Raw genomic sequence first — 25,055 nt, 5'->3', positions numbered from 1 at the left:
CGGGCCTGGGCCCGCAGTGCCTCCGGCGCGGCAGCCGACACGGGCACCGGCAGCGGGCCGTGGGACGCGGGCTCCCCCGCGGGTTCGGCCGCGGCGGGCAGCTCGGTTTGCGCGAACTGCTCGACGATCACGTGGGAGTTGGTGCCGCTGGCGCCGAAGGCCGAGATGCCGGCCCGCCGGGGGCGGTCCGTGCGCGGCCAGTCGGCCGCGTCCGTCAGCAGCTCGACCGCACCGGCGGTCCAGTCGACGTGGGCCGACGGCTGGTCGACGTGCAGGGTCCTGGGCAGGACGCCGTGGCGCATGGCCTGCACCATCTTGATCACACCGGCGACGCCGGCGGCGGCCTGGGTGTGGCCGATGTTGGACTTCAGCGAACCCAGCAGCAGCGGCTGTTCGCGGTGCTGGCCGTACGTGGCCAGCAGCGCCTGGGCCTCGATGGGGTCTCCCAGGGTGGTGCCGGTGCCGTGGGCCTCCACCGCGTCCACGTCGGCCGGTGCCAGTCCGGCGTCGGCCAGCGCCCGCTGGATGACGCGGCGCTGCGAGGGGCCGTTGGGGGCGGTGATGCCGTTGCTGGCACCGTCCTGGTTGATCGCGGAGCCGCGCAGGACGGCGAGGATCTCGTGCCCGTTGCGGCGGGCGTCGGAGAGCCGTTCCAGGACCAGGACGCCCACGCCCTCGGACCAGCCGGTGCCGCCCGCGGAGTCCGCGAAGGCCCGGCAGCGGCCGTCGGGCGCGAGAGCGCCCATCTCGCCGAACTCGACGAAGTTCACCGGGCTGGACATCACCGTCACACCACCGGTGAGCGCGACGGAGCACTCGCCGTTGCGCAGTGCCTGGGCGGCCAGGTGGAGAGCCACCAGGGACGACGAGCAGGCCGTGTCGACGCTGACGGTCGGGCCTTCCAGGCCGAGGTGGTAGGCCACCCGGCCGGAGAGCAGGCTGGCCGACTGCGCGGTCTGCGCGTGGCCCAGCTGGCCCGCCTCGGGCCGGTAGTCGCCCGAACCGCCGCCGATGAACACGCCGGTGTCACCGCCGCGCAGCCCGGCCGGGTCGATGCCGGTGCGCTCCAGCGCCTCCCAGGCGGCTTCCAGCAGGATGCGCTGCTGCGGGTCCATCACCATGGCTTCGCGCGGCGCGATCCCGAAGAATCCGGGGTCGAAGTCCGCCACGTCGTAGAGGAAGCCGCCTTCGCGGACGGTGGTCCGGCCGTGGCCGTCCCGGTCGCCGTGCAGCAGGCGGTCCAGGTCCCAGCCCCGGTCGGTGGGGAAGCCTCCGATGGCGTCCACCTCTCCCATGGCCAGGTCCCACAGGTCCTCGGGCGAGCGGACGCCGCCCGGGTAGCGGCAGCTCATGCCGACGATGACGACCGGGTCGTCGGCCACCGCCCCGCCGCGCGTCCGCGCCGCCGCGACGGCGGGCAGCCGGTCGTCTTCCCCGCCGAGGAGTTCGGTGAGCAGGTGGCCGGCCAGCGCCTCCGCCGTCGGGTAGTCGAAGACGAGGGTGGCGGGCAGCGACAGGCCGGTCGCGGTGGCGAGCTGGTTGCGCAGGTCGACGGCGGTCAGCGAGTCGAAGCCGAGGTCCTTGAAGGCCGGTCCGGACGGGACGGCGTCGGCGTCGGCGAAGCCGAGCACCGTGGCCACCTCGCCGCGGACCAGGGTCAGCAGCATCTCGGTCCGCTCCGCGGCCGGGCGGGCGGCGAGTTCGGCCCGCAGTCCGGTCGGCGTGCCCTGCGCGGTGCTCTCGGCGGAGTCCGCCAGGGCGGACCGGGCCTCGGGCAGTTCGGTGAACAGGGCACCGCTGCGGTTACGGGTGAAGGCCGGCGCGAACCGGTCCCACCGTACGTCGGCGACCGTCACGGAGGCCGTGTCGTCGCCCACGCAGCGGGCGAGTGCGGTCAGGGCACGCGCGGTGTCCATCGCGGGCAGCCCGTTGGCCCGCAGGTGCGCGGCCAGGCTGTCGTCGGTGGTCTCCGCCCAGCCGCCCCAGGCGACGGACAGGGCACGCAGTCCGCGTGCGCGGTACCGCCGTGCCATGGCGTCCAGCAGGGCTCCGGCCGCCGCCTCCGCGCTCCGGCCGCCGGCACCCCAGGTCCCGGCGATCGAGGAGCAGAGGACGAACGCGTCCAGGGGCCGCTCTCCGGCCGCCGCGTCGGCGACGGCCGCCAGGTTCTCCACGGCCGTGTGCAGCGCGGTCAGGCCGGCGGCCGGGTCGCCGTCGGCGGACGGCGTTTCCGCGTCGGCGTAGACGACGGCGGTCAGCGGTGCCGTCTGCGGGAGCCCGGCGAGGGCGGTCAGCAGGGCGTCGCCGTCGGCCGGGGTGCACGCGAGGTGCGTCAGCTCCGCGCCCAGAGCGTCGAGCTCGGCGCGCAGCGGGTCCGCTTCGGGTGCGGTGGGCGTGGCCAGCAGGATGTGCCGGGCGCCCTGTTCGGCGAGCCAGCGGGCGAAGCGTACGCCGGTGCCGGACGCGCCGCCGACGACCAGGACGGTGCCGGACGGCTGCCACGGGGCCGACGGGGTGTCGGCCGCGGCGCGCACCAGCCGGCGCCCGAAGGCACCCGCGGCGCGCAGCGCCACCTGGTCCTCGCCGGTGCCGGACAGCACGGCCCGGAACCGGTCCGCCGCACGGCGGTCGAGTACGGAGGTGATGTCGACGAGGCCGCCCCAGCGGTCCGGGTGGTCCAGGGCCGTGACCCGGCCCATCCCCCATACCGCTGCCTGGGCGACGTCCACGTCCGGCTCGGAGCGGCCCACCGAGACCGCGCCCCGGGTGACGTACCAGAGGCGGGCGTCGATTCCGGCGTCGGCCAGGGCCTGCACCGCCTCGCCCGGCCAGACCGGCCCGGCGGGAGCGGCGCCTTCGGCGGGACGGGCCGCGAGCAGGGAGACGACTCCCGCGAACGCGGTTCCCCGCGAGGCCAGTTCGGCCAGCTGAGCGGCCAGCGCGCTGCCGTCGGCCGGGTCGGTCTCGACGCTGACGGCGTCGTCGCCGAGGGCCGCGACCACGGCGGCGGTCCACTCGTCGTCGGCAGTGCCTGCCGGGACGAGCGCCAGCCACGGTCCGGAGAGCGTGCTCGCCGAGGTGCCGGTGAGCGGCTTCCACGTGACCTGGTAGCGCCAGGCGTCGACGGTCGAGCGCTCGACGCGCTTGCGGCGCCAGGCGGACAGCGCCGGTACGAGCGCGGTCAGCGCGGTGTCGTCCAGGTCGAGGTCGGCGGAGAGCGACGACAGGTCCTCGCGCTCCACCGCGTCCCAGAATTCGGCGTCCACGGGGTCCTGCGAGCCGTTCGGCAGGTGACCCGCGGGTGCGAGCTCCGGCCAGAACCACTCCTGCTGGAAGGGGTAGGTCGGCAGGTCGATGCGGCGGGCACCGGTGCCGGCGAAGATCCCGGCCCAGTCCACCTCCACACCCGTGACGTGCAGCTGCGCGAGAGCGGTCAGCAGAGCCGTCTCCTCGGCACGGTCCTTGCGCAGGACGGGAACGGCCACCGCCGCCTCATCCAGCGTGTGCTGCGCCATCGCCGTCAGCACACCATCCGGACCCACCTCCAAGAACACCGACGCACCCTCGGCCGCCAGAGCCTGCACGCCGTCGGCGAAGCGCACCGTCTCCCGGACGTGCCGCACCCAGTACCCGGCCGAGCACACCAGCTCCTCGGTGGCCAGAGCGCCGGTCACATTCGACACCAGCGGAATCCGCGGAGCCTCGTACGACAGGCCCTCGGCGACGCGCCGGAAGTCCTCCAGCATCGGCTCCATCAACGGCGAATGGAACGCGTGACTCACCGACAAGCGCCGCGTCTTACGGCCCTCCTCAGCAAACCCATCCGCGATCCGCAAAACCTGCGACTCATCCCCGGCGATCACGACCGACTCCGGGCCGTTGACCGCCGCAACCGACACACCCTCGACCAGACGCGGCGCAACCTCACCCTCCGTCGCCTGGACGGCCACCATCGCGCCGCCCGCGGGAAGCGCCTGCATCAGCCGCGCCCGCGCCGACACCAGCACACACGCATCCGCCAGCGAGAACACCCCCGCCACATGCGCGGCAGCGATCTCACCGATCGAATGCCCGGCCACGAAGTCCGGACGAAGACCCAACGCCTCCGTCAGCCGGAACAGCGCCACCTCAACGGCGAACAGCGCGGGCTGCGTGAACCCGGTCTCATCCAGACCCTCCGCATCACCGAACATCACCTCCCGCAGACCACCGTCGAAGTGCCCCAGCACCTCATCCAGCGCCGCAGCGAACACCGGGAACCGGCCGTACAACTCACGGCCCATCCCCACCCGCTGCGCACCCTGACCCGAGAACAGCACCGCGAGCTTGCCGTCGGTCTCCCGGGCGATGCCGCGGGCGAGTTCCCGTACGCCTTCTCCGTCGGCCGCGAGGACCGCGCGGTGGGTGAACGCCACCCGGCCGGTGGCGAGAGAGTGGCCCACGTCGACCGGTGACGGGCCGGTCAGTGCCGAGACCCGTTCGATCTGTGCCGCCAGCGCGGCCTCGGACTTGCCCGACACCGGCCAGGGCACGAGGCCCGGCACCGTGGTGGGCGCGGCCGGCTCGTCCGCCGCCGGCTCCTCGGCGTCCGGCGCCTGCTCGATGATGACGTGCGCGTTGGTGCCGCTGACACCGAAGGCGGAGACGCCGGCCCGCCGGACGTGTCCGGTCTCGGGCCACTCCTGCTGCTCGGTGATGAGCGAGACCGTGCCGTCCGTCCAGTCCACGTGGGTGGACGGGGAGTTGACGTGCAGGGTCTTGGGCAGGACACCGTGGCGCATCGCCAGGAGCACCTTGAGGGTGCCGGCGACACCGGCGGCGGCCTGGGTGTGGCCCAGGTTCGACTTGACGGCGCCGAGCAGCAGCGGGCGCTGCCGCTCCTGGCCGTAGGCGGCGATGAGGGCGTGTGCCTCGATGGGGTCGCCGAGGGTGGTGCCGGTGCCGTGGGCCTCGACGACGTCGACGTCGGCGGGGGTGAGGCGGGCGTCGGCGAGGGCCTGGCGGATGGCGCGCTGCTGGGCCCGGCCGCTGGGAGCGGTCAGTCCGTTGGAGGCGCCGTCCTGGTTGACGGCGGTGCCGCGCACGATGCCCCATACGTCGTGGCCGTTGCGGCGGGCGTCGGAGAGCCGTTCCAGGACGAGGATGCCCACGCCCTCGGACCAGCTGGTGCCGTCGGCCGCGTCGGCGAAGGGCTTGCAGCGGCCGTCGGGGGCCAGCCCGCCCTGGATCGTGAACTCGGTGAAGGAGTCCGGGCTGGACATGACCGAGACACCGCCGGCCAGTGCGAGGGTGCACTCGCCGCTGCGCAGGGCGTTCGCGGCCATGTGCATGGCCACCAGCGCGGAGGAGCAGGCGGTGTCGACGGTGACGGCCGGGCCCTCCAGGCCGAAGGCGTAGGAGAGGCGGCCGGACATGACGCTCGCGGTGTTGCCGGTGGCGACGTGGCCGCGTACGTCGGCGGTGCCGGTGCTCCGGCGCAGCAGCGTGGCGTAGTCCTGGCCGTTGGTGCCGACGAAGACGCCGGTGCGGCTGCCGCGCAGGGTGGCCGGGTCGATGCCGGCGCGCTCGAAGACCTCCCAGGTGGTTTCCAGCAGCAGGCGCTGCTGGGGGTCCATGGCCAGGGCCTCGCGGGGCGAGATGCCGAAGAAGGAGGCGTCGAAGAGGCCGACGCCGTCGAGGAAGCCGCCTTCGAGGGTCGCGGAGTCGCCCTGGGCGAGGGCGTCCAGGTCCCAGCCGCGGTCCGCGGGGAAGCCGGAGATGGCGTCCTCGCCCTGGCTGAGCAGCCGCCAGAGGTCCTCGGGGGACCGGATGCCGCCGGGGAAGCGGCAGTTGATGCCGACGACGGCGATCGGGTCGTCGTCGGCGGCGCGGCCGCCGGGGGCCGGGGCGAGCCGGTCGGGTTCGGGCAGGGCGCCGAGGAGCTCGGTGAGCAGGAAGTCGGCGAGGTCGGTCGGGGTCGGGTAGTCGTAGACGAGGGTCGCGGGCAGTTTCAGGCCGGTGGCGGCCGTCAGGGTGTTGCGCAGTTCGACGGTGGTCAGCGAGTCGAAGCCGAGGTCGCTGAAGGCGCGGTCGGCGCCGATGCCCGCGGTGCCGTTGTGTCCGAGGACCGCGGCCACCTGGGTGCGTACCAGGTCCAGGACGAAGCGCGGGCGCGCCGCCTCGGAGAGGCCGGCGAGCTGCGAGCGCAGGGCCGGTTCCCGCAGGGCCGCTTCCGGTGCCCCGGCGGCCGGGGCGGTCCGGCGCAGTTCGGGCAGGTCGCCGACGAGGGGGCTGGGGCGCAGCGCGGTGAAGACCTCCGCGTAGCGCTGCCAGTCGATGTCGGCGAGGGTCAGCGTCGTGGCGTCGTGCTCGATGGCCCGCCGCAGGGCGGCCAGGGCGAGCTGCGGCGCCATGGGGTTGAAGCCGCCGCGGCGGACGCGGTCCTGGACGCCGGTGCCGTCGGCCGCCATGCCGGTCTCGGCCCAGGGGCCCCAGGCCAGCGAGGTCGCGGGCAGGCCGTGGGCGCGGCGGTGTTCGGCGAACGCGTCGAGGAAGGCGTTGGCCGCTGCGTAGTTGCCCTGGCCGGGTGCGCCGAGGGTGCCGGCGACGGACGAGAACAGCACGAAGGCGGTCAGGTCCTGGTCGCGGGTCGCCTCGTGCAGGGTGCGGGTGGCGGTGACCTTGGCGTGCAGGACGGAGGTGAACTGCTCGGGGGTGAGCGTGTCCAGGATTCCGTCGTCGACGGTGCCGGCGGTGTGGAACACCGCGGTGAGCGGGTGCTCGTCGGGGATCAGGGCCAGGGCGGCGTCGAGCTCGTCGCGGTCGGCCGTGTCGCAGGCCGCGAAGGTGACCCGGGCGCCCGCTTCCTCGATCTGCGCGGCCAGTTCACCGGCGCCGGGGGCGTCGGCTCCGCGGCGGCTGACCAGGAGCAGGTGCTGAGCACCCGCTCCGGCCAGCCATCGGGCGACGTGGCCGCCGAGGGCTCCGGTGCCGCCGGTGACGAGCACGGTGCCGGTGGGGCTGTACGTGCCCGCCTCCGGGGCCGGTGCGGCCCGGTGGTGCGCCAGGCGGCGGACGTAGGTCGCGGTGGTGCGTACGGCCAGCTGGTCCTCGCCGCCGTTGTCGGCGAGGGTGGCGGCCAGGCGGCGCAGGGTGGTGCCGTCGAGCTCGTCGGGGAGGTCGACGAGGCCGCCCCAGCGCTGCGGGTGCTCCAGCGCGGCCACTCTGCCCAGGCCCCAGACGGCGGCCTGGGCGGGCCGGGCCGGGTGTTCGGTGCGGTCCACGGCCACGGCGGTGCGGGTCACGCACCACAGAGGCGCCTCGATGCCCGCGTCCCCCAGTGCCTGGACGGCGGTCGCCGTCAGCAGGAGGCTCGTGGCGGTGGCGTCGTCGGTGCCTTCGCCTGCCGTCGCCAGCAGGGACAGGACGCCCGCGAACGCGCCGTGTTCGGCGCTCAGTCCGCTCAGCCGCTCGGCCAGGTCCTGGCGCTGCGGGTCGGTGACGTCGATCCGTACGGAGTCGGTGCCCAGGGCGCCGGTGACCGCGTCGAGCCAGTCCGGGTCGCCGTCGGCCGGTGCGAGCACCAGCCAGGTCCCGGCCGGGCGTCCGGTGCCGTCCGTGCCGGTGCGGGCCTTCCAGGTGGCCCGGTAGCGCCAGCTGTCGACGGTGGTGCGTTCCCGGCTCTTGCGCCGCCAGGAGGAGAGGGCGGGCACGACGGCGGTGAGGGTGTCGTCGTCCAGGTCCAGCGAGGAGCTGAGGGACTGGAGGTCCGCGCGCTCCACCGCCGACCAGAACTCCTCGTCCGCCGCGTCGGCGGGGTGCGCCGGTGCCGCGGCCTCGGCGGCCGCCTCGGGCCAGAAGCGCTCGCGCTGGAAGGAGTAGGTGGGCAGGTCGGTCCGGCGGGCGCCGCTGTCCGCGAACACGGCGTCCCAGTCGACGCGTACGCCGTGGAGGTGGAGCCGGGCCAGTGCGGTGGTCAGTGCCGGGTCCTCGGGCCGGTCGCGGCGCAGGGCCGGTACGGCGGTGGCCCGGGTCTGCTCGCCGGTGGTCCCGCGAACCGCGCCGCTGAGTACGGCGTCCGGTCCGAGCTCGAAGAAGGTCGTCACGCCGTGCTCGGTGAGGTGCTGTACGGCGTCGGCGAAGCGGACGGTGCCGCGGACCTGGCCGGTCCAGTACTCCGGCGTGGCGAGCTCCTCGTGCGTGAGGAGTTCACCGGTGACGGTGGACACCAGCGGCACGGTGGGCGCGTGGCAGGTGACGGAGCCGACGGCGCGGGCGAAGTCCGCCAGCATCGGGTCCATGTGCGGCGAGTGGAAGGCGTGGCTGACGCGCAGCCGCTTGGTGCGGCGGCCGAGCTCCTGGAAGTGCGCCGCCACGGCGAGGACCGCGTCCTCGTCGCCGGAGACGACCAGGGAGGACGGGGTGTTGACGGCGGCGACCGTGGCCCGTCCCTCGTAGGAGGCGAGCACGATGGCCACCTCGTCCTCGGTGGCCTCGACGGAGGCCATCGCACCGCCCGGGGGCAGCGCCGCCATCAGGCGGCCGCGGGCCGCGACGAGGGTGCAGGCGTCCTCCAGGGAGAGGACTCCGGCGGCGTGCGCGGCGGCGAACTCGCCGATGGAGTGGCCCGCGACGTAGTCGGGGCGCAGGCCCCAGGACTCGGCGAGGCGGAACAGGGCCACTTCGAGGGCGAACAGGGCGGGCTGGGTGTAGCCGGTGTCGTCCAGCAGCGCGGCCTCGGGGGTGTCCGGGGCGGCGAAGAGGATCTCCCGCAGCGGCCGGTCGAGTTCGAGGTCGAAGCGGGCCAGTACGGCGTCCAGGGCCTCGGCGTAGACGGGGTGGCGGTCGTAGAGCTCGCGTCCCATTCCGGGGCGCTGGCTGCCCTGGCCGGTGAAGAGGAAGGCCAGTCGGCCACGGTCCGGGCGGCCGGTGAGCAGCCCGCCGTCCGGGGTCCCGTCGCGCAGTGCGGTCAGGGCGCGGGCGAGGGTGTCGGGGTCGTCGGTGACGACGGCCGCGCGGTGCTCCAGGGCGGCCCGGGAGGCGGCGAGGGAGTACGCGAGGTCGGTGAGCGGCAGCCCCGGGTGGTCGGTGAGGTGGGACAGGAGCCGTCCGGCCTGGGCGCGCAGGGCCTCTTCGCTGTGCCCGGACAGGGTCAGGGGGACGGGTACGGGCTCGGCCGGGCGGGCCGGCGCGGTCTCGGTGCCGTCCTCGGGCTGCTCCTCCGGGGCCTGTTCGAGGATGGTGTGGACGTTGGTGCCGCTGAGCCCGAAGGAGGAGACGCCGGCGCGGCGCGGGTGGCCGGTGCTCGGCCAGGGCAGCGGCTCGGTGAGCAGCTGTATGGCACCGGAGCTCCAGTCGACGTGCGAGGAGGGCCGGTCGATGTGCAGGCTCTGCGGCACGGTGGCGTGGCGCATGGCCATGACCATCTTGATGACGCTGGCCATGCCGGACGCCATCTGGGTGTGGCCGATGTTGGACTTGACCGAGCCCAGGTGCAGCGGGTGCTCGGGGTCGCGGCTCTGGCCGTAGGTGGCGAGCAGGGCCTGCGCCTCGATGGGGTCGCCGAGGGCGGTGCCGGTGCCGTGTCCGTCGATGACGTCGATGCCGTCGGGGTCCGTCTTGGCGTTGGCCAGGGCCTGGCGGATGACGCGCTGCTGGGACGGGCCGTTGGGCGCGGTCAGGCCGTTGGAGGCACCGTCCTGGTTGACGGCGGAGCCCCGGATGACGGCCAGGACCTGGTGTCCGTTGCGGCGGGCGTCGGAGAGCCGCTCGATGAGGACGAGGCCGACGCCTTCGGCCAGGCTCATGCCGTCGGCCTGGTCGGAGTACGCCTTGCAGCGGCCGTCGGCCGCCATCGCGCGCTGCCGGCTGAAGCCGACGAACGCGCCGGGCGTCGACATGATGCTGACGCCGCCCGCGAGGGCCAGGGAGCTCTCGCCGTTGCGCAGGGACTGGCAGGCCAGGTGCAGGGCGACCAGGGACGAGGAGCAGGCGGTGTCGAGGGAGACGGCCGGGCCCTCGAAGCCGTAGGTGTAGGAGAGCCGGCCGGACAGGACGCTGGAGATGGTGCCGGTGATCAGGTGTCCTTCGGCGCTTTCCGGGCTCGCGCCGGAGGCTCCGTAGTCCTGGTAGCTGGCGCCGATGAACGTGCCGGTGCTGCTGCCGCGCAGGGTGGCGGGGTCGATTCCGGCGCGCTCCATCGCCTCCCAGGAGGTCTCCAGCAGCAGGCGCTGCTGGGGGTCCATGGCCAGGGCTTCGCGGGGCGAGATGCCGAAGAAGGAGGCGTCGAAGTCGGCAGCCTCGTGCAGGAAGCCGCCCCGGGTCGAGTAGGTGTGGCCGGCCCGGTCGGGGTCCGGGTCGTAGAGGCCCTCGGCGTCCCAGCCGCGGTCGGTGGGGAACTCGCCGGTGGCGTCGCCGCCCTCGGCGACCAGGCGCCACAGGTCCTCCGGTGAGCCGACGCCGCCGGGGTAGCGGCAGCTCATGCCGATGATGGCGATGGGGTCGTCGTCGGCGGTGGCGGTGTTCGTGGCCGTGACGGCGGTGCCCGTGGCGGACCCGGCGAGGGACTCGCGCAGGTAGGCGACGAGCGCGAGCGGGTTGGGGTAGTCGAAGACCAGGGTGCTCGGCAGGGCGAGTCCGGTCACGGCGGCGATGCGGTTGCGCAGGTCGACGGCGGTCAGCGAGTCGAAGCCGACGTCGCGGAACGCGCGCTGCTCGGAGAGCACGTCGGGTGAGGCGTGGCCGAGTGCGGTGGCCGCCTCGGTACGGACGAGGTCCAGCAGGAGCCGGTCCTGCTCGACGGGGGCCAGCCCGGCGAGCCGGGTGGCGAACTCGTTGCCGGAGTCCGCGTCGTGGGTGGTGTCCTCCTCCAGCAGCTGCTGGACTTCGGGCAGGTCCTCGAAGAGCCGGGTGGGCCGGGCGGAGGTGAAGACGGGGTGGTAGCGCTCCCAGTCCACGTCGGCGACGGCCAACTGCGTCTCGTCGTCGTCGAGGGCCTGGCGCAGGCCGGTGAGGGCCAGCTGGGGGTCCATGAAGACCAGGCCGCTGCGGCGGATCTGGCCGGGGTCGACGCGGCCCAGCTTGAGGTCGTCGGCCCAGATGCCCCAGGAGATGGCGGTGGCGCGGGCGCCGCGGGCGCGGCGGTGTTCGGCCAGGGCGTTGAGGTAGGCGTTGCCCGCGACGTAGGCGGCGTGGGCGCCGCTGCCCCACATGCCGGCGGTGGAGGAGTACAGGACGAAGGCGTCGAGATCGTCGCCGAGGAGTTCGTCCAGGTGCCGGGCGCCGGTGACCTTGGCGTCCATGACCTTCGCGAAGTCGTCGGGGGTCGTCTCGTCCAGCGTCGCCAGCTCGATGGTGACGGCGGTGTGCACGACGGTGCGTACGGTACGGCCTTCGGCTTCGAGGTCGGCGAGCATCCGGGCGACGGCGTCGCGGTCGGTCAGGTCGCAGGCGACGACACCGGCCTCGCAGCCCATGTCGGCGAGTTCCCGGACGAGTTCGTCGGCGCCGGGGGCCGCCGGGCCGCGGCGGCTGGTGAGCACGACGTGCTCGGCGCCCTGTTCGGCGAGCCAGCGGGCCAGGTGCGGGGCGAGCGTGCCGGTGCCGCCGGTGACGAGGGTGGTGCCCCCCGCCGTCCAGGGGCGGGCCGGTGCGGGGTCCGCGGGAGCGGCGCGTACGACGCGGCGGGCGAGGGCACCGGAGGCGCGCAGGGCGAGCTGGTCCTCGCCGGTACGGCCGGTCAGGACGGCGGCCAGGCGCTCACCGGCCCGCTGGTCGAGCTGCTCGGGCAGGTCGACCAGGCCGCCCCAGCGCTGCGGGTGTTCGAGGGCGACGGTCCAGCCGAGGCCGAGGATCTGGGCCTGGTCGGGGTGGGTGAGCCGGTCCGCACGGCCGGTGGAGACGGCTCCTTGGGTCAGGCACCACAGGGGTGCGTCGATGGCGGCGTCGCCGAGTGCCTGGACGAGCGAGAGGGTCAGGGCGAGCCCGCGGGTGAGCGCCGGCTGCGCCGTGCTCTGTCCCTCGGCCTCGGCCAGCAGGGACACCACGCCCGTGACGTCGGCCAGGTCGTCGTTGCCGGTCAGGCGTGCGGCCAGGGTGGCGCGGTCGGCGCAGGCGTCGTCCAGGACGAGGGTGCGCGGGTCGGCGCCGTGGGCGGCGAGGACACCGGTGACGGTGTCGGTGTCGGTCCCTTCGGGGGCGACGACGAGCCAGGTGCCCGTCAGGGCCGCGGTGGGCAGGCTGGTCAGCGGCTTCCAGGTGGCGCGGTAGCGCCAGGAGTCCACGGTGGACAGGTCGCGGCGGCGCTTGCGCCAGTGCGAGAGCGCCGGGAGGACCGGGGCCAGGGCGGCCTGGTCCAGGCGCAGGCTGGAGGCGAGGGCGTCGACGTCCTCCTCCTCGACCGCCGTCCAGAACTCGGCGTCCGCCGGGTCCGTCTCGGTCCGGCCGCGGGGCCGGTCGGGGACCGCCCACAGGTGTTCGCGCTGGAAGGCGTACGTGGGCAGCGGCACGCGGCGGGCGCCGGTACCGGCCAGGACACCGGCCCAGTCGGCGTTCGCGCCCCGTACGAAGGCTTCGGCGAGGGAGGTCAGGAAGCGGTCGGTGCCGCCCGTGTCGCGCCGGAGCGTGCCGAGCACCGCGGCCGGGCCGCCGGCTTCCTCGGCGGTCGCCTGGATGCCCATGGAGAGGACGGGGTGGGAACTGACCTCGATGAAGAAGCGGTGCCCCTGGTCGAGGAGTTCGCCGATGGCGGGCTGGAAGTGGACGGTCTGCCGCAGGTTGGTGTACCAGTACCCGGCGTCCATGACGGTGGTGTCGAGCCAGTCGCCGGTGACGGTGGAGAAGAAGGGCACCTGCGCCGGGCGCGGGCGCACCGGCGCGAGGATGGTGTGCAGTTCGTCGCGCACCATCTCGACCTGCGCGGAGTGCGAGGCGTAGTCCACGGCGATGCGCTTGGCGCGGACGTCCTCGGCGACCAGTTCGGCCTGCAGGGCGTCCATCGGCGCGATGGAGCCGGAGACGACGGTGGACCGGGGGCCGTTGACGGCGGCGATCGACAGTCCCTCGTACGCGGCGAGGCGCTGTTCGACGTCCGCGGCGGGCAGCGGTACGGACATCATGGCGCCGGCCCCGGCCAGCCCGCGGGCGATGGCCTGGCTGCGCAGCGCGACGACGCGGGCGGCGTCCTGGAGGGAGAGCGCTCCGGCGACGGCGGCCGCCGCGATCTCGCCCTGCGAGTGGCCGACGACGGCGTCGGGGGTGATGCCGTGGGAGGACCACAGTGCTGCCAGGGAGACCATGACGGCGAAGGAGGCGGGCTGGACGACGTCGACGCGGTCCAGGGTCGGCGCGCCGTCGGTCTGCCGCAGTACGTCGAGCAGTGACCAGTCGACGAACTCCGAGAGGGCGGTCGCGCATTCGGTCAGGCGCTCGGCGAAGACCGGGGACTCTTCGAGGAGCCGCGCTCCCATCCCGGCCCACTGGGAGCCCTGGCCCGGGAAGACGAAGACGGTCTTGCCGTCGGTGTCGGCCGTGCCCTGGACGACGCCGGGTGCGGAGCCGCCGGTGGCGAGGGCGTCGAGGGCCGCGCGCCGGGACTCGTCGTCGGTGCCGACGACGACGGCGCGGTGGTCGAAGAGGGTGCGCGAGGCCACCAGGCTGTGGGCGACGTCCAGCGCGCCGGGTGCCCGGTCGCCGTCGAGGTGCGCGGCGAGGCGGGCCGCCTGGGCGCGCAGTGCGCCCGGGGTACGGGCGGACAGCATCCAGGGAATGGCGTCACCGGCCGGGGGTACCGGCTGGTCGGCGGCCGTCTCCTGCGGGCGGGGGGCCTCTTCGATGATGGTGTGGGCGTTGGTCCCGCTGATGCCGAAGGAGGAGATCGCGCAGCGGCGCAGGCGCTCGCCCTCGGACCACTCGGCGGGCTCGTTCAGCAGGGCGAGGGTGCCGGGGGTCCAGTCGATGTGGCTGGAGGGGGTGTCCGCGTGCAGGGTGCGCGGCAGCTCTCCCTGGCGCAGGGCCATGACCATCTTGATGACGCCGGCGACACCGGCCGCCGACTGGGTGTGGCCGATGTTGGTCTTGACGGAGCCCAGGAGCAGCGGGTTCTCGGGGGTGCGGTCCTGGCCGTAGGTGTTGAGCAGGGCCTGCGCCTCGATGGGGTCGCCGAGGGCGGTGCCGGTGCCGTGGGCCTCGACGGCGTCGATGTCGGCCGGTTCCAGACCCGCGTTGGCCAGGGCCTGGCGGATGACGCGCTGCTGGGAGGGGCCGTTGGGGGCGGACAGGCCGTTGGAGGCGCCGTCCTGGTTGATGGCCGAGCCGCGGACGACGGCGAGGACGTCGTGCCCGTTGCGCCGGGCGTCCGAGAGGCGCTCCAGGACGAGGATGCCGACGCCTTCCGCGAGGGTCATGCCGTCGGCGCTGTCGGAGAACGCCTTGCAGCGCCCGTCGTTGGCCAGGGCCCGCTGGCGGCTGAAGGCGACGAACGGGTTGGGGTTGGTCATCACGGTCGCGCCGCCGGCCAGGGCCAGGGAGCTCTCGCCGTTGCGCAGCGACTGGCAGGCCAGGTGCAGGGCGACGAGGGACGAGGAGCAGGCGGTGTCGACGGTGACCGCGGGGCCTTCGAGGCCGAAGAGGTAGGCCAGGCGTCCGGAGAGGACGCTGGGGCTGGTGCCGGTCACCAGGTGGCCCGCGGAGCCGTCCTCGACGCCGAGTCCGTACTCCTGGTACGTGGAGCCGATGAAAGTGCCGGTGGCGCTGCCGTGGACGGTGGCGGGGTCGATGCCCGCGTACTCGAACGCCTCCCAGGTGGTCTCCAGCAGCAGCCGCTGCTGGGGGTCCATCGACAGGGCCTCGCGCGGCGAGATGCCGAAGAAGGAGGCGTCGAACTCGCCCGCGTCGTGCAGGAAGCCGCCCTGGCTGGAGTACGTCGTGCCGGGGTGGTCCGGGTCGGGGTGGTGCAGTCCGGTGTCCCAGCCGCGGTTGACGGGGAAGTCGGTGATCGCGTCGACGCCTTCGGAGACGAGGTCCCAGAACTCCCGCGGGGAGCGGACGCCGCCGGGGAAGCGGCAGCTCATGCCGACGATGGCGATGGGCTCGTCGAAGCTGCCCGCGGCCACGGCCGCGGGAACGGCCCGGCCGGCACCGGTGCCCAGGATCTCCTCGCGCAGGTGGCGGGCGAGGACGGTGGGGGTCGGGTAGTCGAAGACGAGGGTGGCGGGCAGGGACAGGCCGGTGAGGGCGGCCAGCCGCTTGCGCAGTTCCACGGCGGTCAGCGAGTCGAAGCCCGCGTCGCGGAAGGCCCGCCGCTCCGGGATGGCGTCCGCGGAGTCGTGGCCGAGGGCGACGGCCGCCTCGGCGCGCACCAGGTCGGCCAGCAGTCGTTCCTGCTGGTCCTGGTCCAGGCCGCGCAGGCGCGCGGCGAACTCCGGCGCGGCGTTCCCGGCGTCGCCCTCGGCGCGTACGAGGGCCTGGACCTCGCCCAGTTCGTCGAAGAGGGCGCTGTGCCGGGTGGAGGTGAAGACCGGGTGGTAGCGCTCCCAGTCGATGTCGGCGACCGTGACGGTGACGTCCTGGTGGACGACGGCGCGCCGCAGTTCGGCGATGGCGGTCGCGGGGGCGAGGAAGCGCAGCCCGCGCTTGTGCAGTTCGTCGGTGACGGCCTCGTGGGTGGCCATGCCGGCCTCGGCCCAGGGGCCCCAGGCGACGGAGGTGGCGGGCAGCCCGCGGGCGCGCCGGTGCTCGGCGAGGGCGTCGAGGTAGGCGTTGGCGGCGCTGTACGCGCTCTGTCCGGCGCTGCCCCACACTCCGGCGATCGAGGAGACGAGGACGAAGAAGTCCAGGTCGTGGCCGTCCAGGAGGGAGTCGAGGTGGGCCGCGCCGAGCATCTTGGCGGCCATCGCCTCGGCGGCGGCGTCCAGCGGGGTCTCGGCGAGGGCGGCGTTCTGGCCGACGCCTGCCGCGTGCACGACGCCGGTCAGCGGGTGCTCCTGGGGTACGGAGGCCAGGAGGGCGGCGAGCGCGTCGCGGTCGGCGGTGTCGCAGGCCGCGATGGTGACCTCGGCGCCCAGGTCCTCGATCTCCGCCTTCAGCTCGGCGGCTCCGGGTGCGCCGGGGCCGCGTCGGCTGGTGAGGAGGAGGTGGTCGGCGCCGCTGCGGGCGAGCCAGCGCGCGGTCTCGGCGCCGAGCGCGCCGGTGCCGCCGGTGACGAGGACGGTGCCGCGCGCGGTGAACGCGTCGGCCGGGGGCAGTTCGGCCTGCGGGTGGCGCACCAGGCGCCGTCCGAGCGCTCCGGTGGAGCGGATCGCGAGCTGGTCCTCGCCGCCCTGTGCGGCCAGCGCGCTGACGAGGTGCTGGGTGGCGGGGGCGTCGAGGGTGGCCGGCAGGTCGATCAGGCCGCTCCACAGCTGCGGGTGCTCCAGGGCGGCGACGCGTCCCAGTCCCCAGACCGCTGCCTGGAGGGGGTTGGTGAGCGGGTCGGCCGCGCCGGTGGTGACCGCGCCGCGGGTGAGCGTCCACAGGGGGGCGTCGAGCGGGGTGTCGGTGAGCGCCTGGGTCAGCACGATGCTGAGCGCGAGCCCGGCCGGCGATTCGGCGCCGGGCCGGTGGCCGGGCCGGTCGGCGAGCGGGAGCAGCGACAGGACGCGGGAGAAGGTGTGGCCCTCGGCCCGTACGGCGTCGAGCCGGGCGGCGAGTTCGGCGCGGTCGAGGCAGGCGGCGTCCAGGACGAGGGTTTCGAACTGGGCGCCGTGGCCGCGCAGCGCGTCGAGGATCTCGTCGCTGTCGATGCCGTCGGTGGTGACGAGCAGCCAGGTGCCTTCGAGGACGGGCGCGGCGGCCGCCCGCACGGGCCGCCAGGAGACGCGGTAGCGGGTGGAGTCCAGCAGCGCCTTCTCGTGCCGCTGCTGGCGCCAGGAGGACAGCGCGGGCAGCAGCGCGTACAGGGAGGCGTGCTGTTCGTCGCGCAACCCCAGGAGAGAGGCCAGCTCCGCGGCGTCGCCGCGTTCGACGGAGCCCCACAGTTCGGCGTCCGCGGGGTCGGCCGCGCCCTGCGCGAGGAGGACCGGGGCCTGCTCGGGCCAGTAGCGCTCGTGCTGGAAGGCGTAGGTGGGCAGGTCGACGGTGCGGGCACCGGTGCCGGCGAGGTACGCGGGCCAGTCGACGGCCGTGCCGCGTACGTGCAGGCGGGCCAGCGCGGTGGCGGCGGAGCGCTCTTCGCCGCGCCCGGCGCGCAGCAGCGCGACGATGTCCGCGTCCGTCTCGTCGCCCAGGGTGTCCTGGGCGGGTGCCGACAGCGCGCTGTCGGGGCCGATTTCGAGGAAGGTGCCCGCGCCGCAGGCGTGCGCCGCGCGCACGGTGTCGGCGAAGCGGACGGTGCCGCGGGCGTGCGCGACCCAGTAGTCCGGGGAGCGCAGTTCGTCGTCGGTGGCGGGCCGTCCGGTGAGGCCCGAGATGACGGTCACCTCCGGCACGCCGTAGGTGAGCTGCTCGGCGACCTCGCGGAGGGCGTCGAGCGCGGGCTCCATGAGCGGCGAGTGGAAGGCGTGGCTCACCTTCAGGCGCTTGGTCTTGCGGCCCTGTGCGGCGAAGTGGGCGGCGATCTCCTCGGCCGCGGCCAGCTCTCCGGCGACGACGACGGCACGGGGGCCGTTGACGGCGGCGAGGGAGATCTCGTGCTCGCGTCCGGCGAGCAGCGGGGCGGCCTCGTCCTCGGTGGCTTCGAGGGAGATCATCGCGCCGCCTTCGGGCAGCGCCTGCATCAGGCGTCCGCGCGCGGCGACCAGGCGGGCCGCGTCGGGGAGGGTGAGGACGCCCGCGACGTGCGCGGCGGCGATCTCGCCGATGGAGTGGCCCAGCAGGATGTCGGGGCGTATCCCCCAGGTGCGCAGCAGCCGGTGGAGTGCGACCTCGATGGCGAACAGGGCCGGCTGGGTCCATTCGGTGCGGACCAGCAGTTCCGCCTCGGGGCTGCCCTCCGGGGCGAACAGGACGTCCTTGAGGGGGCGGTCCAGGTGCGCGTCGAGGGCGGCGGTCACCTCGTCCAGGGCCTCGGCGAAGGCGGGGAAGCGGGCGGCGAGCTCACGGCCCGCGCCGGGGCGCTGGCTGCCCTGTCCGGCGAACAGCACGGCCAGCTTGCCGGCGCCGCCGGTCTCGCCGTCGGTGAGCGCGGTGTCGGGGCGGTCGGCGGCCAGGCTGGCCAGCGCGCGCAGCAGGTCGTCGCGGTCGCCGGTGACGACGGCGCGCTGGTCGAAGGCCGAGCGGGTGGTGGCGAGGGAGAGCGCCACGTCGGCCGTGTCGAGGGCGGGGCGCTCGTCGAGGAAGGACCGCAGCCGGGCGGCCTGGTCGCGCAGCGCGGCCCGGCTCTTGCCCGACAGGGTCCAGGGCACGACGGCCGGGGTGAGTGCCGGCTGTTCGCGCTGTTCGGGGGCGGCCGCCGGCTCCTCGACGATGAGGTGGGCGTTGGTGCCGCTGAAACCGAAGGAGGAGACGGCGGCGCGGCGCGGCCGGTCGGCCTGCGGCCAGGGGGTCTCCTCGGTGATCAGGCGCACCGCGCCGGAGTCCCACTCCACGTGCGAGGACGGCTCGTCGGCGTGCAGGGTACGGGGCAGCACGCCGTGGCTCATGGCCATGACCATCTTGATGACACCGGCGACGCCGGCCGCGGCCTGGGTGTGGCCGATGTTGGACTTGACGGAGCCCAGCAGCAGCGGGCTCTGCGCGTCGCGGTCCTGGCCGTAGGCGGCGAGCAGGGCCTGGGCCTCGATGGGGTCGCCGAGGGTGGTGCCGGTGCCGTGGCCCTCGACGGCGTCGACGTCCGTGGCGGACAGGCCGGCGGCGGACAGCGCCTGGCGGATGACCCGCTGCTGGGAGGGGCCGTTGGGGGCGGTCAGGCCGTTGGAGGCGCCGTCCTGGTTGACGGCGGAGCCGCGGACGACGGCCAGGACGTGGTGCCCGTTGCGGCGGGCGTCGGAGAGGCGCTCCAGGACGAGGACGCCGACGCCTTCGGACCAGCCGACGCCGTCGGCGCTGTCGCCGAACGCCTTGCAGCGGCCGTCCGGGGACAGTCCGCGCTGCCGGGAGAACTCGATGAGGGCGCCCGGTGTCGACATGACGGTGACGCCGCCGGCCAGCGCGAGGGAGCACTCCCCCGCGCGAAGGGCCTGCATCGCCCAGTGCATGGCGACCAGCGAGGACGAGCACGCGGTGTCGACGGTGACGGCGGGGCCTTCGAGGCCGAGGGTGTAGGAGACGCGGCCGGAGACGACGCTCGCGGCGGTGCCGCTGCCCTGGTGGCCCTCGAACTGACCGCCGGAGAGCACCGTGGCGTAGTCGTTGTACATCACGCCCGCGAACACGCCGGTCTGGCTGCCGCGCAGGGACACCGGGTCGATGCCCGCCCGCTCGACGGCCTCCCAGGACGCTTCGAGGAGCAGCCGCTGCTGGGAGTCGGTGGCCAGGGCCTCGCGGGGGCTCATGCCGAAGAAGGCGGGGTCGAACTCGGCGGCGTTGTGCAGGAATCCGCCGAAGCGGGAGTAGGAGGTGCCGATGCGGTCCGGGTCCGGGTCGTAGAGCGCGTCCAGGTCCCAGCCCCGGTCGGTGGGCAGGCCGGAGATGGCGTCGGTGCCCTCGCTGACCAGTCGCCACAGGTCCTCGGGCGAGGCGACGCCGCCCGGGTAGCGGCAGCTCATGCCGACGATGACGATGGGGTCCTCGTCGGTGGCGGCGACGCGGGGGGCGTCGGCAGCGGCGGCGGCCTCGGAGCCCATGAGGCCGCCGAGGATGTGCGTGGCGAGGGCGTCGACGGTCGGGTAGTCGAAGATGACCGTGGCGGCGGTGCGCAGGCCGGTGGCCGCGCTGATCCGGTTCCGCAGTTCCACGGCGGTCAGCGAGTCGAAGCCCAGCTCCCGCAGCGGTCGCCGCGGGTCGATGTCGGCGGTGCCGGCGTGGCCGAGTACGGCGGCCACCTGACCGGCCACCAGGTCGAGCACGACCTCGCGGCGGTCGGTCTCGGCCAGCCGGGACAGCTTCTGTACGAGGGTGACGGCGGTCTCCGAGCCCGCGACCACGGCGCGGCGGGCCGGGGTGCGGATCAGGCCGCGCCACAGCGGCGGTATGTCGCCCTGGACACGCAGGACGGACAGGTCCAGCCGGGTCGGCAGCAGGACGGCGGCGTCCGAGGCGGTGGCCGCGTCGAAGAGGGCGGTGCCCTGTTCCTCGGTGAGGGCGGGCGTGCCCATCCGGGCCAGGCGGTCGAGGTCCTCGTCCGTCAGGCCGCCGGTCATGCCGGTGGTGGGCACCCACGGGCCCCAGGCCAGGGAGAGTCCCGGCAGGCCCTGGGCGCGGCGCAGCTGGGCGAGCGCGTCGAGGAAGGCGTTGGCGGCGGCGTAGTTGCCCTGGCCCGCCGCGCCGACGGTGCCGGAGAGGGAGGAGAAGACGACGAAGGCGGCCAGGTCCAGGTCCTGGGTGGCCTCGTGGAGGTGCCAGACGGCGTCGGCCTTGGGCCGCAGGACGGCGCTGATCCGCTCGGGGGTGAGCGACTCGATCACGCCGTCGTCGAGGGTGCCGGCGCTGTGCACGACGGCGGTGACGGGGTGCTCGGCGGGCACGCCGGCCAGCAGCCGCCGCACGGCCTCGCGGTCGGCCAGGTCGCATGCCGTGACGGCGACCTGTGCGCCGTGCCCGGTCAGTTCGGCGACGAGTTCCCGGGCGCCGTCGGCGTCGGGGCCGCGGCGGCTGGCGAGCAGCAGGTGCCGTACGCCGCGCTCGGCGACCAGGTGCCGGGCCAGTACGCGGCCCAGGCCGCCGGTGGCCCCGGTGAGGACCACGGTGCCTTCGGGGTTCCACTCGGTACCGGCCTGCGTCACCTGGGCGCGGGCGAGCCGCGCGGTGAGCACGGCGGTGCCGCGGACGGCGGTCTGCGGCTCGTCGAGGGCCAGGGCCCGCGTCAGCGGTTCCGCGGCGGGTTCGGCGGTGCCGGGGTCGAGGTCCAGGAGCGCGAAGCGGTCCGGGTGTTCGCTCTGGGCGGCGCGCACCAGGCCCCAGACGGCGGCGGCCACCGGGTCCGGCGCCTGCCCGGCGTCGGTGGCGACCGCGCCCCGGGTGACGAAGACCAGCCGGGACGCGGCGTACCGCTCGTCCGCGAGCCAGGTCCGCAGGAGGTCCAGGGCATGGGCGGTGTGGGCGTGCACGGAGGTGACGACGACGTCACCGGTGGCGCCGGCCGCGCCCGCGACGGGGGCGAGGACGACGTCCGGGACGTGCGTGGGGGCGTCGTCCAGGCCGGGCAGCGCGGTGACCGTGAGGTCCGGCGACGTCAGGGCCTGCTCCAGGCCGAAGTGGTCCGGGCCGAGGAGGGCGAGCGCGGCGGGCGCCGCCTGGGCGGCCTGGCGCGGTTCGGTCCAGCGCAGCTCGAACAGGGCGTCGCGGACAAGGGAACTGGCGGTGCTGAGGCCCTCGTCGGGCATGGTGCGCAGGACCAGCGAGCCGATGGAGGCGACGGGGGCGCCCGTGGTGTCGGCGACGGCGATGGCCACCGCGTCGTCGTCGGCCAGGGTCAGCTTCACGCGGACCGTGCTCGCGCCGCTCGCGTGCAGGGTGACGTCCTGCCATGCGAAGGGCAGGCCGCCGCGGCTGTCCTCGCCGAGGTCGACGAAGGCCGCGGCGTGCAGCGCGGCGTCCAGCAGGGCCGGGTGGATGCCGAACGACGTGTCGGCGCCGTCGGTCTGCGGCAGCGTCACCTCGGCGTAGACGGCGTCGCCGCCGCGCCAGGCGGCGCTCAGGCCCTGGAAGAGGGGGCCGTACGCGAAGCCGGTGTCGGCCATGCGGTCGTAGAAGCCGTCGAGGTCCAGGGGACGCGCGTCGGCGGGGGGCCAGACGGTGGCGTCGAAGTCGGCGCGGTGCTCGCCGGCGACGAGGGTGCCCGCGGCGTGCTGGGTCCAGGGGAGCTCCTCCGGCCCGTCGGGGCGGGCGTGGACGCTCACGGCGCGGCGGCCGGACTCGTCCGGGCTGCCCACCCACACCTGCACCTGGACGCCACCCTCTTCGGGCAGGACCAGCGGTGCGGCCAGGGTGAGTTCCTCCACGCGGCCGCAGCCGGCCTCGTCCCCGGCGCGTACGGCCAGTTCCAGGAAGGCGGTGCCCGGCAGCAGCACCGTGCCGCGCACGGCGTGGTCGGCGAGCCAGGGGTGGGTGCGCCGCGACAGCCGGCCGGTGAGGAGCAGGCCGTCGGAGTTGGCGACCGACACGGCCGCCGACAGCAGCGGGTGGTGTGCCGCGCCCAGGCCGGCGGCGCGCATGTCGCCGCCGCCCGCGAGCACGCTCTTGGGCCAGTAGCGGCGGCGCTGGAAGGCGTAGGTGGGCAGTTCGACGCGCTGGGCGCCGGTGCCCTGGAAGTAGGGCTCCCACTGGACGGTCACGCCGCGGGTGTGCAGTCCCGCCAGCGCGGCGGTGAGGGTCTCGGCCTCGGGGCGGCCCTTGCGCAGCACGGCGAGCGTCGCGGGGACGGTGTCGGCGGGGTCGGCGGAGTCGGCGGCGCCGTCGGCGGTGGCCAGGCAGGTCTGGGCCATGGCGGACAGGACGCCGTCGGGGCCCAGCTCCAGGAAGGTGGCGGTGCCGTGACCGTCGAGCCAGGTGAGGGCGTCGGCGAACCGTACGGCGTGCCGGGCGTGGTCCACCCAGTAGTCGGCGGAGGTCAGCTGCTCCACCGTGGCGAGGGTGCCGGTCAGGCCGGAGACGACCGGGATCACGGGCGCCTGGGGGGTGAGCCCGGAGACGACGGTGCGGAACTCCGCCAGCATCGGCTCCATCAGCGGGGAGTGGAACGCGTGCGAGACGCGCAGCCGCTTGGTCTTGCGTCCCAGCGCGGTGAAGTGCTCGGCCACGGCGGTGACCTCGTCGGCCCGGCCGGAGATCACGACGGCGGCGGGTCCGTTGACCGCGGCGACCGAGACGTGGTCCTGCCGGTCCTCCAGGAGGGGCAGGACCTCTTCCTCGGTGGCTTCGAGGGAGACCATGGCGCCGCCCTCGGGCAGCGCCTGCATGAGGTGGCCGCGGGCGAGCACCAGGGCAGCGGCGTCGGCCAGCGAGAAGACCCCGGCGACGTGCGCCGCGGCGATCTCGCCGATGGAGTGTCCGGCGAGGTGGTCCGGCTTGACGCCGAAGGACTCGACGAGCCGGTACAGCGCCACCTCGATCGCGAACAGCGCGGGCTGGGCGTAGCCGGTCTCGTCGAGCAGGGCGGCCTCGGGGGTGCCCTCGGCGGCGAACAGCACGTCCTTCAGGGGCCGTTCGAGGCCCTGGTCGAGGTGGGTGAGGACCTCGTCGAGGGCGGTGGCGAAGACGGGGAAGCGGGCGGCCAGTTCGCGGCCGGAGCCCGGCCGCTGGGAGCCCTGGCCGGTGAAGAGGAAGGCCAGCTTGGACCGGGTCCGGGCGGTGTCCTGCACCAGGCCCGGGGCCGGCGCGTCGTCGGCGAGCGCGGTGAGGGCGGCGCGGGCGCCGTCGAGGTCGGCCGCGGTGAACGCGGCGCGGTGCTCCATGCCGGAGCGGGCCGTGGCCAGGGAGTAGGCCACGTCAACGGGCGCGAGGCCGGGGGCCGACGCGAGGTGTTCGAGCAGCCGCGCCGCCTGGGCGCGCATCGCTTCGCGGGTACGGCCGGAGACGAGCCACGGGACGGCGCCCGCGGCCACGGGCTCGGCCACGGGCTCCGTGTCCTCCTGGCCGGCCTCGGGGGCCGGGGCGGCCGGGGCCTCCTCCAGGATCGTGTGCGCGTTGGTGCCGCTGAGCCCGAACGAGGAGATGCCGGCTCTGCGGGGCCGTTCGCCCTGCGGCCAGGACTCCTGCTCGGTGAGCAGGCGCACGGACCCCTGCGTCCAGTCGACGTGCGAGGACGGCGCGTCCACGTGGAGCGTGCGCGGCAGCAGGCCGTGCCGCATGGCCAGCACCATCTTCATGACGCCGGCCATGCCGGCCGCCGCCTGGGTGTGACCGAGGTTCGACTTGACGGAGCCCAGCAGCAGCGGGCGGTCCGCCTCGCGGCCCTGGCCGTAGGTCGCCAGCAGCGCCTGGGCCTCGACCGGGTCGCCCAGGGTGGTGCCGGTGCCGTGCGCCTCGACGACGTCGATCTCGTCGGCCGAGAGCCGGGCGCTGACCAGCGCCTGCTCGATGACACGCTGCTGCGAGGGGCCGTTGGGGGCGGTCAGGCCGTTGGAGGCGCCGTCCTGGTTGACGGCGGAGCCCCGGATGACGGCCAGGATCTCGTGCCCGTTGCGGCGGGCCTCCGAGAGGCGTTCGAGGACCAGGACGCCGACGCCCTCGCCCCAGCCGGTGCCGTTGGCGGAGTCGGCGAAGGAGCGGCAGCGCCCGTCGGCGGCGAGCCCGCCCTGGCGGCTGAACTCCACGAAGGTGGTGGGGCTGGACATCACGGTGACGCCGGCGGCCAGCGCCAGGGAGCACTCGCCCTGGCGCAGGGAGTGGGCGGCCAGGTGCAGCGCCACGAGGGAGGAGGAGCAGGCGGTGTCGATGGTGACCGCCGGGCCGACGGCGCCGTAGAAGTACGCGAGCCGGCCCGAGACGACGCTGGTGGTGGTGCCCGTCAGGGCGAAGCCCTGGACGTCGTCGTCGGGGCCCACCCGGTATTCCTGGGGCATCGCACCGACGAACATGCCCGTCCTGGTGCCCCGTACCGCCGCCGGGTCGATGCCGGCCTGCTCGAAGGCTTCCCAGGAGGACTCCATCAGCAGCCGCTGCTGCGGGTCCATGGCGAGCGCCTCACGCGGGGAGATCCCGAAGAAGGAGGCGTCGAAGTCGGCCGCGTCGTGCAGGAAGCCGCCGGAGAACTCCCCGGCGTCCTCGGCCGACAGCTCCCAGCCGCGGTCGGCGGGGGAACGGGTGATGCCGTCCCCGTCGGCGGCGAGCAGGTTCCAGAGCTCCTCGGGGTTGCTCACCCCTCCCGGGAAGCGGCAGCTCATGCCCACGATCGCGATCGGCTCGCGGGCCGCTGCCTCCAGCTCCCCCACCCGCTGCCGGGAGCGCCGCAGATCGGCACTGGCCCGCTTCAGGTAGTCGCGGAGTTTCTGTTCCTGGTCCAT

1 protein-coding gene (cut by a window edge) is annotated in these 25,055 nt (G+C 74.9%); it reads right to left on the bottom strand.

The genetic code is table 11. The features are described from left to right. On the bottom strand, positions 1-25,055 hold the 5' portion of the coding sequence (locus A6A06_RS20935) for a type I polyketide synthase (RefSeq protein ID WP_073762802.1). It extends 3,415 nt beyond the left edge of the window; the window shows 25,055 of its 28,470 coding nt (coding positions 1-25,055); the start codon lies at positions 25,053-25,055; its stop codon lies off the left edge, out of view.

Source organism: Streptomyces sp. CB02923 (genome assembly GCF_001905005.1).
Classification (GTDB): Bacteria; Actinomycetota; Actinomycetes; order Streptomycetales; family Streptomycetaceae; genus Streptomyces.
Note: the sequence above shows the minus strand (reverse complement) of the source record. Positions and strands in the feature narration are given on the sequence as shown.